At 69.3% G+C, this 18601-nt stretch carries 18 protein-coding genes; 9 read left to right on the forward strand and 9 right to left on the reverse strand.

Annotated features, from left to right (window positions below; all coding sequences use genetic code 11):
• Positions 1-44: 44 nt before the first annotated feature.
• The gene (locus tag A5775_RS09325) at positions 45-509 is read right to left on the reverse strand and encodes a GatB/YqeY domain-containing protein (protein ID WP_067251396.1); all 465 of its coding nucleotides are present in this window, start codon (positions 507-509) and stop codon (positions 45-47) included.
• A 111-nt stretch (positions 510-620) separates the two neighbouring features.
• Between A5775_RS09325 and A5775_RS09330 the strand changes: the two genes are divergently transcribed.
• Genes A5775_RS09330 through A5775_RS09350 form a run of 5 tightly spaced genes read left to right on the forward strand, consistent with a single transcriptional unit; the run spans position 621 to position 5911 of the window.
• Positions 621-1787, forward strand: a complete 1167-nt coding sequence (locus A5775_RS09330) for a hypothetical protein (RefSeq protein ID WP_067251051.1) — start codon at positions 621-623, stop codon at positions 1785-1787.
• Between the two features lie 17 nt (positions 1788-1804).
• On the forward strand, positions 1805-2458 hold the full coding sequence (locus tag A5775_RS09335; protein ID WP_067251054.1) for a DUF4129 domain-containing protein: 654 nt from the start codon (positions 1805-1807) through the stop codon (positions 2456-2458).
• Positions 2458-3597 (forward strand): DUF4350 domain-containing protein, encoded by a 1140-nt coding sequence (locus tag A5775_RS09340; RefSeq protein WP_067251398.1) that lies wholly within the window; start codon positions 2458-2460, stop codon positions 3595-3597. The genes A5775_RS09335 and A5775_RS09340 overlap by 1 nt, the downstream gene beginning before the upstream one ends.
• Positions 3594-4589: a MoxR family ATPase gene (locus A5775_RS09345; protein ID WP_067251057.1), complete on the forward strand. Its 996-nt coding sequence runs from the start codon at positions 3594-3596 to the stop codon at positions 4587-4589. Before A5775_RS09340 ends, A5775_RS09345 begins: the two co-directional genes overlap by 4 nt.
• Positions 4589-5911, forward strand: coding sequence for a DUF58 domain-containing protein (locus tag A5775_RS09350; RefSeq protein ID WP_067251063.1), 1323 nt, complete (start codon positions 4589-4591; stop codon positions 5909-5911). The genes A5775_RS09345 and A5775_RS09350 overlap by 1 nt, the downstream gene beginning before the upstream one ends.
• Positions 5912-5983: 72 nt before the next feature.
• Here the strand turns inward: A5775_RS09350 and A5775_RS09355 are convergent, their stop codons facing one another.
• Positions 5984-6985, reverse strand: a complete 1002-nt coding sequence (locus tag A5775_RS09355) for a stage II sporulation protein M (protein WP_067251066.1) — start codon at positions 6983-6985, stop codon at positions 5984-5986.
• 77 nt (positions 6986-7062) lie between these two features.
• Between A5775_RS09355 and A5775_RS09360 the strand changes: the two genes are divergently transcribed.
• Entirely contained in the window at positions 7063-7938 is an 876-nt protein-coding gene (locus tag A5775_RS09360) for an RDD family protein (RefSeq protein WP_067251069.1), read from the forward strand.
• A 7-nt stretch (positions 7939-7945) separates the two neighbouring features.
• On the opposite strand, the gene A5775_RS09365 is transcribed toward A5775_RS09360, so the two are convergent.
• Positions 7946-8290 carry a hypothetical protein gene (locus A5775_RS09365; protein ID WP_067251071.1) on the reverse strand — a complete coding sequence of 115 codons (345 nt, stop codon included), beginning with the start codon at positions 8288-8290 and terminating at the stop codon, positions 7946-7948.
• A 199-nt stretch (positions 8291-8489) separates the two neighbouring features.
• On the opposite strand from A5775_RS09365, the gene A5775_RS09370 reads away from it, so the two are divergent.
• Positions 8490-9218, forward strand: a complete 729-nt coding sequence (locus A5775_RS09370) for a PadR family transcriptional regulator (RefSeq protein ID WP_067251073.1) — start codon at positions 8490-8492, stop codon at positions 9216-9218.
• A gap of 33 nt (positions 9219-9251) precedes the next feature.
• Here the strand turns inward: A5775_RS09370 and glpK are convergent, their stop codons facing one another.
• Complete coding sequence (gene glpK, locus A5775_RS09375) at positions 9252-10778, reverse strand: glycerol kinase GlpK (protein ID WP_067251401.1); 1527 nt, start codon at positions 10776-10778, stop codon at positions 9252-9254.
• A gap of 135 nt (positions 10779-10913) precedes the next feature.
• Between glpK and A5775_RS09380 the strand changes: the two genes are divergently transcribed.
• Positions 10914-12398, forward strand: coding sequence for a glutamate--cysteine ligase (locus A5775_RS09380; RefSeq protein ID WP_067251075.1), 1485 nt, complete (start codon positions 10914-10916; stop codon positions 12396-12398).
• A 10-nt stretch (positions 12399-12408) separates the two neighbouring features.
• Positions 12409-13089: a class I SAM-dependent methyltransferase gene (locus A5775_RS09385; protein WP_067251078.1), complete on the forward strand. Its 681-nt coding sequence runs from the start codon at positions 12409-12411 to the stop codon at positions 13087-13089.
• A gap of 3 nt (positions 13090-13092) precedes the next feature.
• Here the strand turns inward: A5775_RS09385 and egtE are convergent, their stop codons facing one another.
• Genes egtE through egtA form a run of 5 tightly spaced genes read right to left on the reverse strand, consistent with a single transcriptional unit; the run spans position 13093 to position 18551 of the window.
• Positions 13093-14199, reverse strand: a complete 1107-nt coding sequence (gene egtE / locus A5775_RS09390) for an ergothioneine biosynthesis PLP-dependent enzyme EgtE (RefSeq protein WP_231995140.1) — start codon at positions 14197-14199, stop codon at positions 13093-13095.
• Between the two features lie 47 nt (positions 14200-14246).
• Positions 14247-15212, reverse strand: a complete 966-nt coding sequence (egtD, locus tag A5775_RS09395) for an L-histidine N(alpha)-methyltransferase (RefSeq protein ID WP_067251082.1) — start codon at positions 15210-15212, stop codon at positions 14247-14249.
• On the reverse strand, positions 15212-15934 hold the full coding sequence (gene egtC, locus A5775_RS09400; protein WP_067251084.1) for an ergothioneine biosynthesis protein EgtC: 723 nt from the start codon (positions 15932-15934) through the stop codon (positions 15212-15214). The genes egtD and egtC overlap by 1 nt, the downstream gene beginning before the upstream one ends.
• Complete coding sequence (gene egtB, locus A5775_RS09405; protein WP_067251086.1) at positions 15934-17244, reverse strand: ergothioneine biosynthesis protein EgtB; 1311 nt, start codon at positions 17242-17244, stop codon at positions 15934-15936. Before egtB ends, egtC begins: the two co-directional genes overlap by 1 nt.
• A complete protein-coding gene (egtA, locus tag A5775_RS09410) occupies positions 17241-18551 on the reverse strand; it encodes an ergothioneine biosynthesis glutamate--cysteine ligase EgtA (protein WP_067251089.1) in 1311 nt (436 codons plus the stop codon). The genes egtB and egtA overlap by 4 nt, the downstream gene beginning before the upstream one ends.
• Positions 18552-18601: the final 50 nt, after the last annotated feature.

Consider the following 18601-nt stretch of genomic DNA (forward strand, 5'->3'; position numbering starts at 1 on the left):
CTGCACCGGGGGCAAACGACGTCACCGAAACGGTCGGGGACTTCCTAGAGGCGCTCTTTGACGGCGGCGGACAGGCGGGCGCCGTCGGCCTTGCCGGCCGCGATCGCGGTGGCGGCCTTCATCACCATGCCCATCTGTTTCATGCCCGGCCGCTCGCCGATCTCCTCGGCGACCTGCGCGATCGCGGTGTCGGCAACGTCGGCCACCTCCGCCTCGGTGAGCGGGGTGGGCAGGTACTCGTCGATGACCCGCGCCTCGGCGTGCTCGTTGGCGGCGAGATCTCCGCGCCCGTTCTGGGTGTAGATCTCCGCGGATTCGCCCCGTTTGCGGGATTCTTTGGCCAGCACCTTGATGACCTCCTCGTCGGTGAGGTCTTTGGCCTGCTTACCGGAGACTTCCTCGGTTTGGATCGCGGCCAGCAGCATGCGCAGGGTGGCCGTGCGCAGCTTGTCCCGGGCCTTCATCGCCGCGGTCAGGTCGGTCCGGAGCCGGGATTTGAGTTCCGCCATGCCTGAGACGCTACGCGTGGGCGCGGGGTCGACATTGTGAAATGCCACGAGCGCCGACAGGATGGAGCGCATGACGAACGACGCGCCCGGCTGCAAAGGCCTCGGGGTTCGGTGAGCGCGCCGCCGCCTGGTTATCCGGTTGGCCCGCCACCGGCATACGGCCCACAACCTCAATATGGCCCACCCCCGGTGTACGGTCCGCCCCCTGCGTATGGCCCCCCGCCGGGTTATCCACCCTCGTCCGGCTACGGGGTCCCGCCGGGCTACGGGGTCCCGCCCGGCTATGGCCCGCCGCCGGGCTACGGAACGGTCAAACCCGGCATCATCCCACTGCGGCCGCTGACCCTCGGCGACATCTTCAACGGGGCGGTCGGCTACGTTCGCGCCAACCCGAAGGCGACGTTGGGTCTGACCGCCATCGTGGTGGTCGTCATGCAGATCATCACCAAGGTCGCCTTCTTCGGACCGTTGGCCGCCCACGACCGGTTCACCACCGATCAGTCCGACAGCCTGACCGCGGGGGTCCTGGGCGCGTGGTCGGCGTCGGTGGGGGCCGGCATGCTGGTCGGCTGGCTGGGCGGCATGCTGCTGTCCGGAATGCTCACCGTCATCGTCGGGCGGGCGGTGTTCGGGTCGCCGATCAGCATCGGTGAAACCTGGGCCAAGATCCGCGGGCGGTTGCTGGCCTTGCTCGGCCTGGCACTGCTGGAGGCCGTCGTGGTGGCGGCCCTCGCCGGGCTGGTCGCGGTGATCATCGGCGTGCTGGCGGCGATCGGCAACGCCGCGGCGGCCGTGGTGCTCGGCATCCCGCTGGTGCTCGTCGTCGTCGCCGCGCTGGTGTACCTCTACACCGTGGTGCTGTTCGCCCCGGTGCTGATCGTGCTGGAGCGGCTGCCCGTCCTGGACGCGATCACCCGGTCGTTCAAGTTGATCCGCAACGGCTTCTGGCGGGTGCTGGGCATCCGGACGCTCACCTTCCTGGTGGCCTCCATCGTCGCCAACGCCGTCGCGGTGCCGTTCAGCATCGTCGGCCAGGTTTTCCAGATCACCTCGTCCGGCACGGCTTTCCTGATCAGCACCGCGGTGCTCTCCGTCGGCGCAGCGATCGGTGAGATCATCACCGCACCATTCAACGCCGGAGTCATCGTTCTGCTGTACACCGACCGCCGGATGCGCGCCGAGGCGTTCGACCTGGTTTTACAGACCGGAGCCGCCCAGGGCCCCTACGCGGCCGCGTCCACCGACCACCTCTGGCTGACGCGGCCGCTGTACGGCTGAGCGAGGACTAGCTGAGCATGCCTTCCATCGACATCGATCGCGATGCCGCGCACCGCGCCGCACAGGACGAACTCCACAAGCCGATCTATTCCAAGGGTTCGGCGGGAGACCAATTCCTCGACTGGCTCAACGACCTGATCTACCGGATGTTGCAGAAGACTTCCACGGTTCCGGGCGGATGGCTCACTGCGACAGTGCTTTTCATCCTGATGGCGATCGCGGTGGCGGTCGCCGTCCACATCGCGCGGCGCACCATGCGCGCCCGCCGTGGCGGTGACCATCTGCTGTTCGAAGCCGCGCAACTGACTGCCGCCCAGCATCGCGCGACGGCCGAAAGCTATGCGGCCGACGGCGATTGGGCGGCCGCGATACGCCACCGGCTGCGCGCCGTCGCTCGCCAGCTCGAGGAGACCGGCGTGCTCGCGGCGGCCCCCGGCCGTACGGCCAACGAGCTGGCTCGCGATGCTGGCGCCGCGTTACCCCATCTGGCCGGCGAATTAGCTGAGGCGGCAACCGCTTTCAACGACGTCACTTACGGCGAACAGCCGGGCACCGAGGCGGCCTACCAGATGATCGCCGACCTCGACGATCGCCTGCGGTCCCGCTGGCAGGGTGTCCCGGTGGAGCCCGGCCGGCCCACCGTGCCCGAGTCATGGGCGCAGGTGCGGTGATGGCCACGATCACCGATGGCCGTCCGGAGACCGCGCCGCGGGATCGGCGCTCCTGGCGCTGGGTGCTTGTCGCGCTGCTGGTGCTGGCCGCCATCGCCGGTGTCGACGCCTACCTGAGCGCACCGCGGCCCGGTGCGCGGATGGACCCGGCGTCCACCGGCCCGGACGGCGCCCACGCGCTGGTCGAGTTGCTGCGCAACGCCGGAGTCGACGTCGTCGTGGCCGACAGCATCGCCGACGTCGAACATGCGGCCCGCCCGGACGCACTGATCCTGGTGGCGCAGAGCCAGTACCTGACCGACACGGTGGCCGACCGGCTGGCGAAGATCCCGTCGGATCTGCTGCTGGTGGAACCGACGACGCGGGTCCGCGAGGCGCTGCTGCCGGGCGTGGGTGTGTCGGGCGCCGGCGGCTTTGACAGCGACCCGAATTGTACTCTGCGCGAGGCGGTCCGGTCCGGTTCGGTTAGGTTCGGGCCGAGCACCACCTATGCGGCCAAGGACGGCCGGGCGATGACCCGCTGCTACGACGGCGCGCTCATCCGCTTCCGAGACGGCGGGCGGACCCTCACCGTGGTTGGGAGCACCGACTTCATGACCAACGGCGGCCTGTCGCACGCGGGCAACGCCGCGCTGGCGATGAATTTGGCCGGGGATCGGCCCCGGCTCGTGTGGTACGCACCCCATCACGTCGAGGGTGAATCCTCCACCCAGGCATCGCTTTTCGACCTGATTCCACAGAACGTGATCTGGATCGTGTGGCAGCTGGCGCTGGTGGTGCTGCTGGTCGCCGCGTGGAAGGGCCGCCGGCCCGGCCCGCTGGTGGCCGAGGAGTTGCCGGTGGTGGTGCGCGCGTCGGAGACCGTCGAGGGTCGCGGCCGGCTGTACCGGTCCCGGCGGGCGCGCGATCGCGCCGCCGCCGCGTTGCGCACCGCCACGGTGGCGCGGCTGCTGCCTCGGCTCGGCCTCGGCGCCGGCGCATCGCCGGCGGCGGTGGCTTCCACCGTGGCCCAGCGCACCGGGTCCGATGCCGGGTTCGTCTCCTACCATCTGTTCGGTCCGCCCCCGACGACCGACAACGACCTGTTACAACTTGCCCGTGCGCTCGACGACATCGAAAGGCAGGTCGCACACCCGTGACTCAACCCACGCAACCATCCCCGCCGGCGGTAGCCGAGTCGCCCACCGCTGAATCGGCACGTGAGGCACTGCTGGCGTTGCGCGCCGAGCTCGCCAAGGCCGTCGTCGGACAGGAGGGCGTGGTCAGCGGCCTGGTGATCGCGCTGCTGTGCCGCGGCCATGTACTGCTGGAAGGCGTTCCGGGAGTGGCGAAGACGCTCCTGGTCCGGGCGCTGTCCGCGGCGCTGCAGCTGGAGTTCAAGCGGGTGCAGTTCACCCCCGACCTGATGCCCGGCGACGTGACGGGTTCCCTGGTATACGACGCCCGCACCGCCGCGTTCGTGTTCCGGCCGGGTCCGGTGTTCACCAACTTGCTGCTGGCCGACGAGATCAACCGGACCCCACCCAAGACCCAGGCCGCACTGCTCGAGGCGATGGAGGAGCGCCAGGTCAGCGTGGAAGGTCAACCCCAGCCGCTGCCCGACCCCTTCATCGTTGCCGCGACCCAGAATCCGGTGGAGTACGAGGGCACCTACCAGTTGCCCGAGGCCCAACTGGATCGCTTTCTACTCAAACTGAACGTGACGCTGCCGCCGCGCGACGCCGAGATCGCCATCCTGCACCGGCACGCGCACGGCTTCGACCCCCGCGATCTGTCGGCGATCAAGCCGGTGGCCGGGCCGACCGAGCTGGCCGCCGGCCGTGCGGCCGTGCAACACGTGCTCGTCGGCGACGAGGTGCTCGGCTACATCGTCGACATCGTCGGGGCCACCCGCTCCTCTCCCGCGCTGCAGCTGGGCGTGTCCCCGCGTGGGGCGACCGCCCTGCTGGCCACGGCGCGCTCCTGGTCCTGGCTGTCGGGCCGCAACTACGTCACCCCCGACGACGTGAAGGCCATGGCCCGACCGACGCTGCGGCACCGGGTGATGATGCGACCCGAGGCCGAACTCGAAGGGGCCACGCCCGACGGCGTGCTCGACGGGATCTTGGCGTCGGTTCCGGTGCCCCGCTAGTGATCCTGACCGGACGCACCGGGCTGGTCGCGCTGATCTGCGTCCTGCCCATCGCGGTGTCGCCTTGGCCGGCAACGGCTTTCGTGGCTCTGCTGGCGGCGCTGGCCGTCGCCGTCGCCGTCGACATCGGATTGGCGGCCCGCACCGCCAGCCTGCGCTACGTTCGTTCCCCCGATGGCTCCGTCCGGCTCGGGCAACAGGTGGATTGCGAGCTGGTGATCCACAACGAGGGCCGACGGCGCTTCCGCGGCCAGATCCGCGACGCCTGGCCCCCCAGCGCCCGCGCGCAGCCGCGGACCCACCCGGTCAACATCGCCGCCGGGCACGATCAGCACGTCGCGACGCGACTGGCACCGGTGCGCCGCGGTGACCAGCGCGCCACGGTGATCACCGCCCGATCGATCGGCCCGCTGGGCTTGGCGGGACGGCAACGTTCGCAACCGGTGCCCGGACAGCTGCGGGTGCTGCCACCGTTCCTGTCGCGCAAGCATTTGCCGTCGCGGCTCGCCAAGCTGCGGGAGATCGACGGCCTGCTGCCCACCCTGGTGCGCGGGCAGGGAACCGAATTCGATTCGCTGCGAGAGTATGTCGTCGGCGACGACGTGCGCTCGATCGATTGGCGCGCCACCGCGCGCCGCGCCGATGTGGTGGTGCGCACCTGGCGCCCCGAACGCGACCGGCGCGTGGTGATCGTGCTCGACACGGGCCGCACCGCGGCGGGCCGGGTCGGGGTGGATCCGACCGCGTCCGACCCCGCGGGCTGGCCGCGGCTGGATTGGTCGATGGATGCCGCGCTGCTGCTGGCGGCGCTCGCGTCGCGGGCCGGGGACAATGTCGACTTCCTCGCCCACGATCGGGTGAGCCGGGCCGGTGTCTTCGGCGCCTCGCGCACCGAACTGCTTGCCCAGCTCGTCGACGCGATGGCTCCGCTGCAGCCCACACTCGTCGAATCGGATTGGCGCGCAATGGTGTCCGCTATCGCACTGCGCGCGCGCCGGCGATCACTGGTGGTGCTGCTGACAGACCTCAATCCGACCGCCCTCGACGAGGGCCTGCTGCCCGTGCTGCCCCAGCTGTCGGCCAAGCATCACCTGCTGCTGGCCGCGGTCTCCGACCCCCGGGTCGACCAGATGGCCGCCGGGCGCTCGGATGCCGCGGCGGTATACGACGCCGCTGCGGCCGAACGATCCCGCAATGACCGCGGCGCCATGGCCACGCGGCTGCGCCGCGGCGGGGTGGAAGTCGTCGACGCCCCGCCCGCCGAATTGGCGCCCGCCCTCGCCGACCACTATCTGGCGATGAAAGCGACCGGAAGGCTGTAATCTGCACCGCGAAACTGCAACTACCGACGCATTTCCCGAGTAAGGCCATCGGCAGTTGCGGTCTCGCTGCATTCAGCCGGTGGGAATCACATCCGGCGCGTCTTCGATGTCGCCGCTTTCCCCGGCTTTGACCCCGCGGCGGCCGAAGTAGGCGATGTAGGACAAGAACGCCGCCTCGGCGATGATGCCGATGCCGACCCGTACGAAAGTCGGCAACGGCGACGGCGTCACCAGCGCCTCGATCAACCCGGAGACCAGCAACACGGCCACCAGTCCCACGGCTACCGACACGACGGCCCGGCCCTGTTCGGCGAGCACCTGCCCCCGGGGGCGATCGCCGGGCGAGATCACCGACCACCCCAGCCGCATTCCCACCGCTCCCGAGAGGAACACGGCCGTGAGCTCCAACAGCCCGTGGGGCGCAAGCAATCCCAGCAGTACGTCGCCCTTGCCGGCCGGGAACATCAGGCCGGCGATCACGCCCAGATTGGCCGCATTTTCAAACAGCACAAAGGGAATGGGCACCCCCAGCACCACCGACAGCGCGATGCATTGAGCCGAAACCCAGGAATTGTTCACCCAGATCTGCAGCGCGAACGCGGCGGCGGGGTGTTCGCTGTAGTAGGACTCGACATCGTGATTGACCAATTGCTGGATGTCACTGGGCGTTCCGAGCGCTGACTGCACCTCCGGGCTGCCGGCGACCCACAGCGCGACGATCACGACCACCGCGAAAAACCCCGCGCCCGTGGCCAGCCACCACCGCCAGGTTCGGTACGCGACGACCGGGAATGACACCGTCCAGAACCGGGTGAACGTCCTGCTCAGCGGTGCGTGGGCGCCGGTCACCGCGGAACGCGCCCGCGCGACCAGGCTCGAGAGCCGGCCGACCAGCATCGAATCCGACCCGATGTTCGCCGCCGAGCGCAGTATCGACAGGTGGGTGGACACCCGCTGGTAAAGCTCGACGAGTTCGTCGATTTCCGCGCCGCTCAGCGACCGACGCCGCCCGATCAATCGGTCGAGGCGGTCCCACGTACCGCGATGGGCCAGCACGAATGCATCGACGTCCACCCTGGGCAGCCTAATCGCCCCGCGGGCTCAGCAAGCGCGGCCGGCCACCCCCCACCCAGCCTGTACCGTTCGGAGTTATGTCGGAGGTGGTGACCGGGGACGCCGTGGTGCTCGACGTGCAGATCGCCCAGCTGCCGGTGCGGACGTTGAGCGCGCTGATCGATATCGCCGTCATGGTCGTCGGCTACCTGCTCGGGCTGATGCTGTGGGCCGCCACCCTGACCCAGTTCGACACCGCGCTGAGTAACGCCATCCTGCTTATATTTACGGTGCTGGTAATTGTGGGCTACCCGCTGATCCTCGAAACCGCGACGCGGGGCCGCTCGGTGGGCAAGATCGCCCTGGGCCTGCGCGTCGTGTCCGACGACGGCGGCCCAGAACGCTTCCGCCAGGCGGTCTTTCGCGCCCTGGCCTCGCTGGTGGAAATCTGGATGCTCTTCGGGAGCCCCGCCGTCATCTGCAGCATATTGTCGCCCAAGGCCAAACGGATCGGCGATATCTTCGCCGGCACGGTGGTGATCAACGAACGCGGACCCCGGCTGGGGCCTCCGCCGAGCATGCCTCCGGCGCTGGCATGGTGGGCCGCGTCGCTGCAGCTGTCGGGGCTGTCCGCCGGTCAAGCTGAGGTCGCGCGCCAATTCCTTTCCAGGGCACCACAACTCGACCGCCAGCTACGCGTGCAAATGGCGTACCGCATCGCCGGCGACGTCGTGTCCCGCATTGCGCCGCCACCGCCACCCGGCGCCCCGCCGGAACTGGTACTGGCCGCCGTCCTTGCCGAGCGGCACCGCCGCGAACTGGCGCGACTGCGCCCGCCCGCGCCCGCTCCGGGGTGGCCGATGATGCCGCCGGGGGCGGCGCCGCAGTACCCCTTGCCGTGGCCGGAATCGGGAAGACCCGGCCCGGGGCCGGGCTATGGCGGTTCACCCGGCGGTTTCGCACCGCCTCACTGACGCCGCGCTAACCGGCGACGCTTATCGCCATCAGGGCGACGTCGGCAATCAACAGCGCCCAGCCGATCAGCGGGACCGCGATGCCGGCGCGGTGTTTGGCGGTGAAAACCGAGACGACGATGACGACGACCGCGACCGCGGGCGCGCCGTAGAACGCGACGCCGAAATCGATCCCACCGTGGCCCAGGGTGGGACAGCTGCGTTCGCTGCAACCGGCGGTGCTCATCACGCCACCCAGCGCAAAGAGCATCACGATCGCGGCGGCGGGCACCGTCGCCAGCGCCAACCCCCAGTTGATCCACGGCCACGCGTTGCGGCGCGGCGCGACGGTCACGTCGTTGTCAGCGTCCATCCCTCAGGTCGTACCCGTCGTCCGTCGTATGCAAACCGACCCGCCCCCGTCGACCGAAGCTGCAGGGTGAGGATTTCCGCAGGTCAGCGCCCTTGGACGATATTTTCGAACATATCTGGTTGCATCGCGTTAGGTCACGATATATCGTAAAGTCCGTAGCGCGCATCCGGCGCGCAACCCACGAACGCAAGGACAGAAAATGAGCAACCCATTCATTCCCCCCGAGGGACCATTCGGCGGCCGGCCCGGTGCCGGATTCGGCTTTGGCTCCGGCCCCGTTGACCGGCACGCCCTGCATGAGGCACGGCGCCAGGCCCGTCGCGGCTTCCGCGAACACCTCCGCGACCACGCCGGCGGCCACCCCGGTGGCCACGAAGGCCCGTTGGGGTTCGGTCCCGGATTCGGCCCGGGCTTCGGGCCGGGCTTCGGCCCCGGCTTCGGCTTCGGTCCCGGTGGTCGACGCAGCGCTTGGCGCCGCGGCGGGCCGGGCCGCGGCAAGCGCGGTGACGTGCGAGCGGCCATCCTGACGCTGCTGGCCGAGCGGCCGATGCACGGCTACGAGATGATCCAGCAGATCGCCGAACGCAGCAACGGGCTGTGGAAGCCGAGCCCCGGCTCGGTGTACCCGACCCTGCAGCTGCTCGACGACGAAGGCCTGATCGCCGCGAGCGAAACCGCGGGCAGCAAGAAGCTTTTCGAGCTGACCGAACAGGGCCGCGGGGCGGCCGGAAAGATCGAGACCCCGCCGTGGGACGAGATCACCGAAGGCGCGGACCCCGGTCACATGAACCTGAGGGCCGCCGTCGGGCAGTTGTTCGGCGCGGTCGCGCAGTCCGCCCACACCGCTTCCGCCGAGCAGCAGCAGCGCATCGTCGACATTCTCAACAACGCGCGTCGCGAGATCTACGGCATCCTCGGCGAAGACTGATCCGCCTTCCCATTGGCCGCGAGCCGGGCCACTTCAGGTGATGGAGACCCAATCCAGGGTCCGCTGCACGGCTTTGCGCCAACCCGCATAACCCGCGGCGCGCTGCTCGTCGTTCCAGGCCGGTGTCCAACGCTTGCCCTCTTGCCAGTTGGCACGCAGGTCCGCCGGATCGGCCCAGAACCCCACGGCCAGACCCGCCGCGTACGCGGCACCCAGCGCGGTCGTCTCGGCGACCACCGGGCGCACCACGTCCACGCCCAGCACGTCGGCCTGGATCTGCATACATAGATCGTTGCCGGTGACGCCGCCATCGACCTTCAAAACCTCAAGGCGCACACCAGAATCCGCCGCCATCGCGTCCACCACGTCGCGGCTCTGGTAGCAGATCGCCTCCAGGGTGGCCCGCGCCAGGTGCGCGTTGGTGTTGAACCGGGACAGCCCGACGATCGCGCCGCGGGCGTCGGATCGCCAGTACGGCGCGAACAGCCCGGAAAACGCCGGGACGAAATAGACCCCGCCGTTGTCGTCAACCTGGCGCGCGAGCGATTCGCTGTGCGCCGCCCCGCTGATGATGCCCAGCTGATCGCGCAGCCACTGCACGGCCGCACCCGTCACCGCGATCGAACCCTCAAGCGCGTACACGGGTTTGGTGTCCCCGAACTGGTAGCAGACGGTGGTCAGCAGCCCGTTGTCGGACCGTACGATCGTCTCACCCGTGTTGAGCAACAGGAAATTGCCGGTGCCATAGGTATTCTTGGCATCGCCCTCCGCCAGACACACCTGGCCCACCATCGCCGCGTGCTGGTCACCGAGCGCCCCGGTGATCGGAATCTCTCCCCCGGCGGGGCCCGCCTGGATCGTCACCCCGTAGGGCTGCCGCGACGACGATGGCCCGATCCTCGGCAGCATCGCCCGGGGAATCGCGAAGAACGACAGCAGCTCGTCGTCCCAGTCCAGGGTCTCCAGGTCCATCAGCATGGTTCGGCTGGCGTTGGTCACATCGGTGACGTGCACGCCGCCCCGCGGTCCCCCGGTCAGATTCCACAACACCCAGGTGTCGGCGGTGCCGAACAACGCGTCGCCGCGCTCGGCGGCCTCGCGCACCCCGTCGACGTTCTCCAAGATCCATTGGAGCTTCGCGCCGGAGAAGTACGTCGCCGGGGGAAGTCCGGCCTTGCGGCGGATGACCTCGCCCCGGCCGTCGCGCTCGAGCGCCGACGCGATCCGGTCGGTGCGGGTGTCCTGCCACACGATCGCGTTGTAGTAGGGCCGTCCGGTCTTGCGGTTCCAGACCAGCGTCGTCTCGCGCTGGTTCGTGATACCCAGCGCGGCAATGTCTTTCGAAGCAAGGTTGGCACGGTTGAGCACCGACGTCAGCACCGAGGAGGTGCGCTCCCAGATCTCGACCGGGTCGTGCTCGACCCAGCCCGCTTGGGGCAGGATTTGTTCGTGCTCGAGTTGGTGGCGGGCCACTTCGGCACCCTCGTGATCGAAGATCATGCAGCGAGTGCTGGTGGTGCCCTGGTCGATGGCGGCCACGAATTCGGCGTGCTCGGCCAACTGCTCTCCTCCACCCGTGAGCTCGGACACTTTTGCGGCAAAAGTCCATCATGGTCTACCCGCCCGGCGCGCGCGGCCGGAACCGCGACGCCGGAGAGCTTGCGTTACCGGCGGTAACCCTGTTGCATCTGCGGTGTGGGCGAAGAGGTCAAGCGCACCGCGTACGACAGCGCACACCGCCGGGAATACCGACGCAAGGTTCAGCTGTGCCTGGACGCGTTCGAGACCATGCTCGCCCAGTCATGCTTCGATTCGGAACAGTCGCTCACCGGCATGGAGATCGAGTGCAACCTGGTCGACGCCGACTATCAGCCGGCCATGTCCAATCGCCACGTCCTGGACGCCATCGGCGATCCGGCGTACCAGACCGAATTGGGCGCCTACAACATTGAATTCAACGTTCCCCCGCATGCGCTGCCCGGACACACCGGCCTGGATCTCGAGGCCGAGGTGCGGACCAGCCTGAACGAGGCCGAGATCGAGGCCGGCGCCGCCGACGGCGCGCACATCGTCATGATCGGCATCCTGCCCACGCTGATGCCCGAACACCTGGACCACGACTGGATGAGCGAGTCAACGCGCTACGCCGCGCTCAACGACTCGATCTTCACCGCCCGCGGCGAGGACCTCCCCATCGACATCGACGGCCCCGAACCGCTCAACTGGCACGCCGCGACCATAGCGCCCGAATCCGCTTGCACCAGCATGCAATTGCACCTGCAATTGGCGCCGGAGACGTTCGCCGCCAACTGGAACGCCGCGCAAATCGTGGCGGGCCCCCAGCTGGCGCTAGGCGCCAACTCGCCGTACTTCTTCTCCCACCAACTCTGGGCGGAAACCCGCATCGAGCTGTTCACCCAATCCACCGACACCCGGCCCGAGGAGCTCAAAACCCAAGGCGTGCGCCCCCGGGTGTGGTTCGGCGAACAATGGATCACTTCGGTCCTCGACTTGTTTCAGGAGAACATCCGCTACTTCGGATCCCTGTTGCCCGAGGTGTCCGACGAGGATCCCGTCGCCGAACTGGCGGCCGGACGCATCCCGCAGCTGTCCGAACTGCGGCTACACAACGGCACCGTGTACCGCTGGAACCGTCCGGTGTACGACGTGGTCGATGGCCGCCCCCATCTGCGACTGGAGAACCGGGTGTTACCGGCCGGGCCGACAGTCGTTGACATGCTGGCGAATTCGTCCTTCTTCTACGGCATGCTGCGCAGCTTGTCCGAAGCGGACAACCCGTTGTGGGCCGGCATGGATTTCGCGGTGGCGGAGGCCAATTTTCTGACGGCGGCGCGCTATGGCATCGACACCCGGCTGCACTGGCCCGACGGGCGCTCCGGGATGAAGGAGGTGACGGCCCGCGAACTGGTGCTGGACACGTTGCTGCCGATAGCCGACGAAGGATTGCAGCGCTGGGGGGTCGACGCCGAGGTGCGCGACCGGTTCCTGGGCGTCATCGAGGGCCGCGCCCGCACCGGCCGCAACGGCGCCACGTGGCAGGTTTCCACCGTGCGGGCCCTGCAGGACGGCGGCATGAGCAGACCCGCCGCGCTGGCCGAAATGCTGCGCCGTTACTGCGAGTACATGCACGCCAACGAGCCGGTGCACACCTGGGAGTAGGTTGAAAACCATGACGTCTGATCAAGTGATGGACTGGGACAGCGCCTACCGCGAGCAGGCGCACTTCGAGGGTCCGCCGCCGTGGAACATCGGTGAGCCCCAACCCGAACTGGCGGCGCTGGCCGCGGCCGGCAAGTTCCGCAGCGACGTGCTAGACGCCGGCTGTGGAGTCGCCGAGCTGTCCCTGAGCCTGGCCGCGCAGGGCTATACCGTGGTCGGTGTCGACCTCACGCCGACTGCCGTCGCGGCGGCCACCAAGTCCGCCCAAGAGCGGGGCTTGACCACGGCCAGCTTCGTGCAGGCCGACATCACGTCACTGCGCGGCTATGACGGACGGTTCGCCACCGTGGTCGACAGCACACTGTTTCACTCGCTGCCGGTGGAGGGCCGCGACGGCTACCTGCGTGCGATACATCGCGCCGCGGCCCCGGGCGCCGGCTACTTCGTGTTGGTGTTCGCCAAGGGCGCCTTCCCGGCCGAGATGGAAACCAAGCCCAACGAGGTCGACGAAGACGAACTGCGCGCCGCGGTGAGCAAGTACTGGGAGGTCGACGAGATTCGGCCCTCCTTCATCCTGTCGAATGTCGTCAATATCCCCGATGCCCCCTTCGAATTCCCGCCGCATGATCGCGACGAGAAGGGCCGGATAAAGATGCCGGCCTACTTGCTCACGGCGCATAAAGCCGGCTAGCTCTCAGACGGACGAGGCCGCCGTCGCGCCGATCAGCGCCTCGGCGAAGGTCTCCAGATCGTCGGCCGTGGCATCCAGGTGCGGCGAGATCCGCAGCAGCGGCTCCGTCAGCTCGAGCGGCGCCCGTTGCACGCCGACGAAGGTGGTCAGGATCCGGCGTTCGGCGAGCAGCCAGGCCTGCACCGCCGCCGGGTCGGCGCCATCGGTCGGCGCCAAAGTCGTGATGGCGCTGGGTTCTTCGGCCTCCTCGACCACCGCCCATCCGGCCACGTCGGCCAATACCGCGCGGCTCAGGCCGCCCAGCTCGGCCAGACGCGCACAGACGGCGGCCGGCCCGTACGCCAGATGCTCCCCCAGCGCCAGCGAAAACCCTACGCGCGCAGCGATATTGGCCTCACCGAATTCCAGCTGCTGGGCCACCGACGGCGACCCCGGCGCCCACTGCGGGGACGCCAGCCGCGGGCGCAGGCTTTCCATCAGCTCCCGGCGCACCGCGAGCGCCCCGACACCCCGCGGCCCCGCGATCCACTTGCGCGACGATGAATAGGTCACGTCGGCCCCGGCCGCACAGTCAACCTGACCCAGCGCCTGCGCCGCGTCGACAACCAGCGGCAGCCCGAGCTCGCGGCAGAGCTCGGCGACCATCGAAACTGGTTGCACCACACCGCTATGGCTGGCCACCGCGGTCAGGTGCACGAGGTCCGGCGGATCGGTGTCGAGGGCCAGCGCGGCGTCGTCCAGGGCGACGCGGCCGTCGTCGAGGGTCGGCAGCAGCCGGCGGTCGAATCCGTGGGCGGCCATCACGGCCAGGTTGGGCCCGTATTCGCCGGGCAGGCACGCCAGCCTTTTTCGGTCCGCCGTTCGCGCCGGCCAGCCGCCCAGCAGCAGATCCAGGGCGTTGAGTGAGCCGGTGGTGAACACCACCTCGGCGTCGGACATTCCGGTCAGCGCGGCGAACGCAGCACGCCCGGCGTCGAGTACCGGCGCGGCCGCCTCGGCCGCGACATACCCGCCGACCTCGGACTCGTTGCGGGCGTGCTGCGCGGTGGCCTCGATGACCGCGAGGCTCTGCCGCGAACAGGCGGCATTGTCCAGGTGCAGGCCGGCCATCGGGGGGCGGGCTGACCGCCATCGGTCGGCCAGCGAATCGCCGACGGTCACTTCACGGCCAACGACAACCCGAAGTCACCCGCGCCGTCGGTCCACCATCGCGTGCGACGCAACGCCGCAGCGGCCAGTTCGGCGCTCACCTTGTCGGGACGGAACTTGCACGACACCTCGGTGAGCATTTCCTCGCCGGCCTCGAAGTCGACGGTCAGCTCGAGCGCACCGACACGCACCCGCTGGCGGCGTTCGGACCGCAACCACATCTCGATGCGTTCCTCCGACACGTTCCATCGCGCCACGTGCCGGAAGGCGTCGACGTCGAAATTCGCGTCCAGTTCCCGGTTTACCACCGCGAGCACATTGCGGTTGAACGCCGCCGTCACCCCGGCGGCGTCGTCGTAGGCGCGCACCAGACGCGCGGTGTCCTTGACCAGGTCGGTGCCCAGCAGCAGGCTGTCGCCCGGCCGCATCTGGGCGGACAGCGCGGTGAGGAAGTCCGCACGCGGTCCGGGCGTGAGGTTACCGATCGTCGACCCCAAGAACACGAACAGCCGTCGCCCGCCCGCCGGGATCTCGGTCAGATGTTCTTCGAAATCGCCGCAGACGGCCTTGATTTCGACCCCTGAGTATTCCTGCTGGATGGCCGTGGCGGCCGTCGACAGGATGCTGGCGTCGACGTCGAACGGGACGAACCGGCGCAACGAACCCCGTTCGCGCAGGGCGTCGAGCAGCACCCGCGTCTTCTCCGAGGTCCCGCTGCCCAGCTCCACCAGGGTGTCGGCCTCGCTGGCCGATGCGATTTCGGCCGCCCGCGCGCGCAGGATCTCGGCCTCGGCTCGGGTCGGGTAGTACTCGGGCAACCGGGTGATCTGGTCGAACAGATCGCTGCCCACCGCATCGTAGAACCACTTGGGCGGCAACGACTTCGGTGTCTTCTGCAGGCCATCGAACACGTCGCGGCGTAACGCGTGGTAGGCCGAGTCGGCGGCAAGGTGGTTCGACAGCGACAGCGTCATCAAGGCCCTTTCGGATGATCCAGCGGCGTCAGCGTGACACCATCGGCAGTGACTTCGACGAGGTGACGGTCCGGCACGTCCTCCCAGTCGGAGTCGTTGTCATAGGGTTCACTGGCCAGGACCACACCATCCGGGCGGCGCAGGATGGACAGTGTGTCGCCCCAGGCCGTTGCCAGCATGCGAGAGCCGTTGGCGGCCAATATATTCAGCCGGGCGCGGGGGTCGGATGCGGCTATCTCGGCGATCGTGTCAGCCAGCGCGTCGAGGCCACGCTCGAAGATGACTGCCGCCAGTATCGCGCTGTCGCAGACCGATTCGGCCCGTGAGGTTGCCGGTAACACGGCCCGGTCGACAACGCCGTTGTGCGACAACAACCACTGGCCGTCGGTGAACGGTGCCGTCGCAGTGATGTCGATCGGCATGCCGACGGTCGCCGAGCGCACGGCGGCCACCACGCAGTGGCTGCGCAACGCCGGCGCGACGGACTCGAACGACACGTCGCCCCACAGCGGCAGCTGGCTGCGCCAGCGCCGGGGCGCGGCGCCATCCGTGGAGCCACCTGAAGAAGCATCGAAAAACCCGACGCCCCAACCGTCCGCGTTCAGCAGACAGTGCTTTTGGCGGCGCGGCGCGTAGGCCTGCACCCGCAGCCCGAATGCAGGCTCGAGCACCAGCGAGGAGACCGTGACGTCGGCCCCGAGCCACCCCAGGTGCCGGCACATCAGACGACGTCCCCGTTCTCGGAAACGTCCCAGGCCAACCGGACACCGGAGAAGATCTGGCGCCGGTACGGGTGGTCCCAATTACGGAAGCTCGGCCGCAGGATGCCCGGCTCCACGGCCCACGATCCGCCGCGCAGCACCCGGTAGTCACCATCGAAGAACGGCTGCGAGTAACGCTCGTAGAGCATCGGGACAAACCCCGGCCACGGCCGCAGCGGGGACGTCGTCCACTCCCACACATCGCCGAGCATCTGCTCGGCCCCATACGCCGAAGCGCCGGCGGGATAGGCGCCGACGGGCGCCGGCCGCAGCGCGGTGCCGCCCAGGTTGGCCAGCGCCTCGCACGGCTCCTGAGCGCCCCAGGGGTACCGGCGCCGCGCGCCGGCGGAGGGGTCCCACGCGCAGGCCTTCTCCCATTCCATCTCGGTGGGCAGCCGCGCGCCGGCCCAGGCCGCGTACGCCTCGGCCTCGAAATAGCTGACGTGCTGGACGGGTTCGTCGTCGGGGATGTCTTCGATGTGACCGAACCGGGTGCGCGTGACGGCGTCGGGATTCCAGAACTGTGGCGCGGTCAGGCCGGCGGCCTGGCGATGCCGCCAGCCCCGCGCCGACCACCACCGCGGCTCGTCGTATCCGCCGTCATCGACGAAGTGCCGCCATTCGCCGTTGGTGACCGGGACCCGGCCGATCCGGAACGCGGGCAGGTCGACGACGTGGCCCGGGCGCTCATTGTCCAGCGAGAAGGGCTCGCGGGCGGAGTCCACACCGAGTACGAACTCACCGCCGGGCACCAGCACCGAGGAACCGGCCACCCCCGGCCGGGCGGGGGGCAGCACCGGAACGTCCCGCAGTAGCGGCGCGCCGCTGCGCAGATTCAATGCCTGCAGCATGGTTTCGTCGTGCTGATTTTCGTGGCTGACCACCATCGCGTACACGAAGGCGGCCTGGTCACCCGCGGGGTCGTCGGGCAACGCGTCCAGGGCGTCGAGCACGGCGGACCGCACGGTGCGGCAGTAGGCCCGCGCCTTGTCGGGCGGCAGCAGCGGCAGGTCCACACGGCTGGCGCGGGAGTGCACGAAGGCGTCGTAGAGGCCCTCGACGGCCGGCGGCAACATCGACGGCCGGGCGGGATCGCCGCCCCGCAACAGCCACAGCTCTTCTTGCTGACCGATGTGCGCCAGATCCCACACCAACGGGCTCATCAGCGGGTCGTACTGCCGGCACAGTTCGGCATCGTCGAAGTCGACCAGCCGCAACGTCCGCGTCCGCGTCCGCGCCAACTGGTCGGCAAGGGCCTCCCGTGACGTCACGGTCCCCCTTGCGTCGATCGCGCCACCCGCGAAAGCTCGGCGGCGACCCCATGCTCGATCACCTGGTCGGCGAACTCGTCGCCGGGACAACGGCCCTGCTCGACGAGGCGGACCAACCGCTGCATCGCGTCGCCGAGTTCGGTCGGCGCCTTCTCGGCGGCGATGGCCACGCACGCATTGGCGGCGGCGTGGAGCCGTCGGTCACGCAGCCCCAGCCGGGCCGCGATGTCCCAGGCGGTGGACACCGGCTCGACGGCCTCGGCCGCGGCGTCGGCGGCGGCGGGGTCATCGAGCAGGGCCACCAGGGTGAACACCACCGCGGGCCACAGCACGTCCGGGACGCTGTCCAGATAACGGATTTCCAGCCACTGCCGGGGGCGGACCGGCGGGAACAAGGTGGTCAGGTGGTACTCGAGGTCGGCGACGCTGGGGCGGCGATCACCGAGCAACGCCCGGCCGTCGACCCAGTCGGCGAAGGGCACCCAATGCGTGACCGCCTCGGCGTCCGGGGTGTGCACCAGCATCACCGGGGCCTTGAGGGCGTAGCGCGCCCAATCGGTGCCCGGGTCGTCGCCACTGGCACCCAGGATGGGGCCGCAGCGCGCCGAATCCATCTGGCCCCATACCCGCTGCCGGCTGGACACCCAGCCGGTGAAGTCGCCGCCCAGCATCGGCGAGTTGGCGGTGATGGCGATCATGGTGGGCCCCAACGCATGTGCCAGCCGCACCCGAGCAGCCCAGCCTTCGCGCGGCCCGGCGTCCACGTTGACCTGAATCGACGCGGTGGACGTCATCATCGCCGCGCCCGCTTCCCCGGAGCGGCTGGTGGCGAAGAACCGTTCCATGGCGCGGTACCGGGCGCCGGGGTTGATGCGCTGGGGCGGTCGCAGCGGGTCGGCGCCGAGGAAGACCAGGCCCAGGCCGGCCTCAGCAAACGCCGGCTGCAGCACGGCCTGGTCCCGCTGCATCGCGTCGATCGCGGGCAGGACACCGTCGGCCGGCGGGCCGGAAAGTTCGACCGCACCGCCCGGCTCCACGGTGATCCTGCTGCCACCCGGGAGGGTGGGGAGCGCGTCGAGCACCGCGGCGATTTCGCCCCAGCCGGGTCTGCGGTATGGATCGGCCGGGTCATGGCAGTGGGCTTCGAGTTCCAGACCCACCCGCCCCAGCGGGGCATCCACCAGGCAGCCCGCCGCGATGTACTGCGCGACGGCCGCGGAATCGGTCAGCTCGGCGATCTTTCGCTCCGGGGCAGGGGCGGCACCGGTCGACCGCGGATCCGCCGCAGTGATCGGGGCGAATGTCATATCACGATCCCTTCGGGCCCGACCAAGGCTGAACATGCACCTGCGGACCG

The sequence above is a fragment of the Mycobacterium sp. 852002-10029_SCH5224772 genome, from assembly GCF_001667315.1.
Classification (GTDB): Bacteria; Actinomycetota; Actinomycetes; order Mycobacteriales; family Mycobacteriaceae; genus Mycobacterium.

What these genes read in the sequence shown, in the direction of transcription:
- A5775_RS09325 (WP_067251396.1), bottom strand. Translation starts at nt 509, where the DNA reads ATGGCGGAACTCAAATCCCGGCTCCGGACCGACCTGACCGCGGCGATG.
- A5775_RS09335 (WP_067251054.1), top strand. Translation starts at nt 1,805, where the DNA reads ATGCCTTCCATCGACATCGATCGCGATGCCGCGCACCGCGCCGCACAG.
- A5775_RS09340 (WP_067251398.1), top strand. Translation starts at nt 2,458, where the DNA reads ATGGCCACGATCACCGATGGCCGTCCGGAGACCGCGCCGCGGGATCGG.
- A5775_RS09360 (WP_067251069.1), top strand. Translation starts at nt 7,063, where the DNA reads ATGTCGGAGGTGGTGACCGGGGACGCCGTGGTGCTCGACGTGCAGATC.
- A5775_RS09365 (WP_067251071.1), bottom strand. Translation starts at nt 8,290, where the DNA reads ATGGACGCTGACAACGACGTGACCGTCGCGCCGCGCCGCAACGCGTGG.
- A5775_RS09370 (WP_067251073.1), top strand. Translation starts at nt 8,490, where the DNA reads ATGAGCAACCCATTCATTCCCCCCGAGGGACCATTCGGCGGCCGGCCC.
- A5775_RS09385 (WP_067251078.1), top strand. Translation starts at nt 12,409, where the DNA reads ATGACGTCTGATCAAGTGATGGACTGGGACAGCGCCTACCGCGAGCAG.
- egtE (WP_231995140.1), bottom strand. Translation starts at nt 14,199, where the DNA reads ATGGCCGGCCTGCACCTGGACAATGCCGCCTGTTCGCGGCAGAGCCTC.
- egtD (WP_067251082.1), bottom strand. Translation starts at nt 15,212, where the DNA reads ATGACGCTGTCGCTGTCGAACCACCTTGCCGCCGACTCGGCCTACCAC.
- egtC (WP_067251084.1), bottom strand. Translation starts at nt 15,934, where the DNA reads ATGTGCCGGCACCTGGGGTGGCTCGGGGCCGACGTCACGGTCTCCTCG.
- egtA (WP_067251089.1), bottom strand. Translation starts at nt 18,551, where the DNA reads ATGACATTCGCCCCGATCACTGCGGCGGATCCGCGGTCGACCGGTGCC.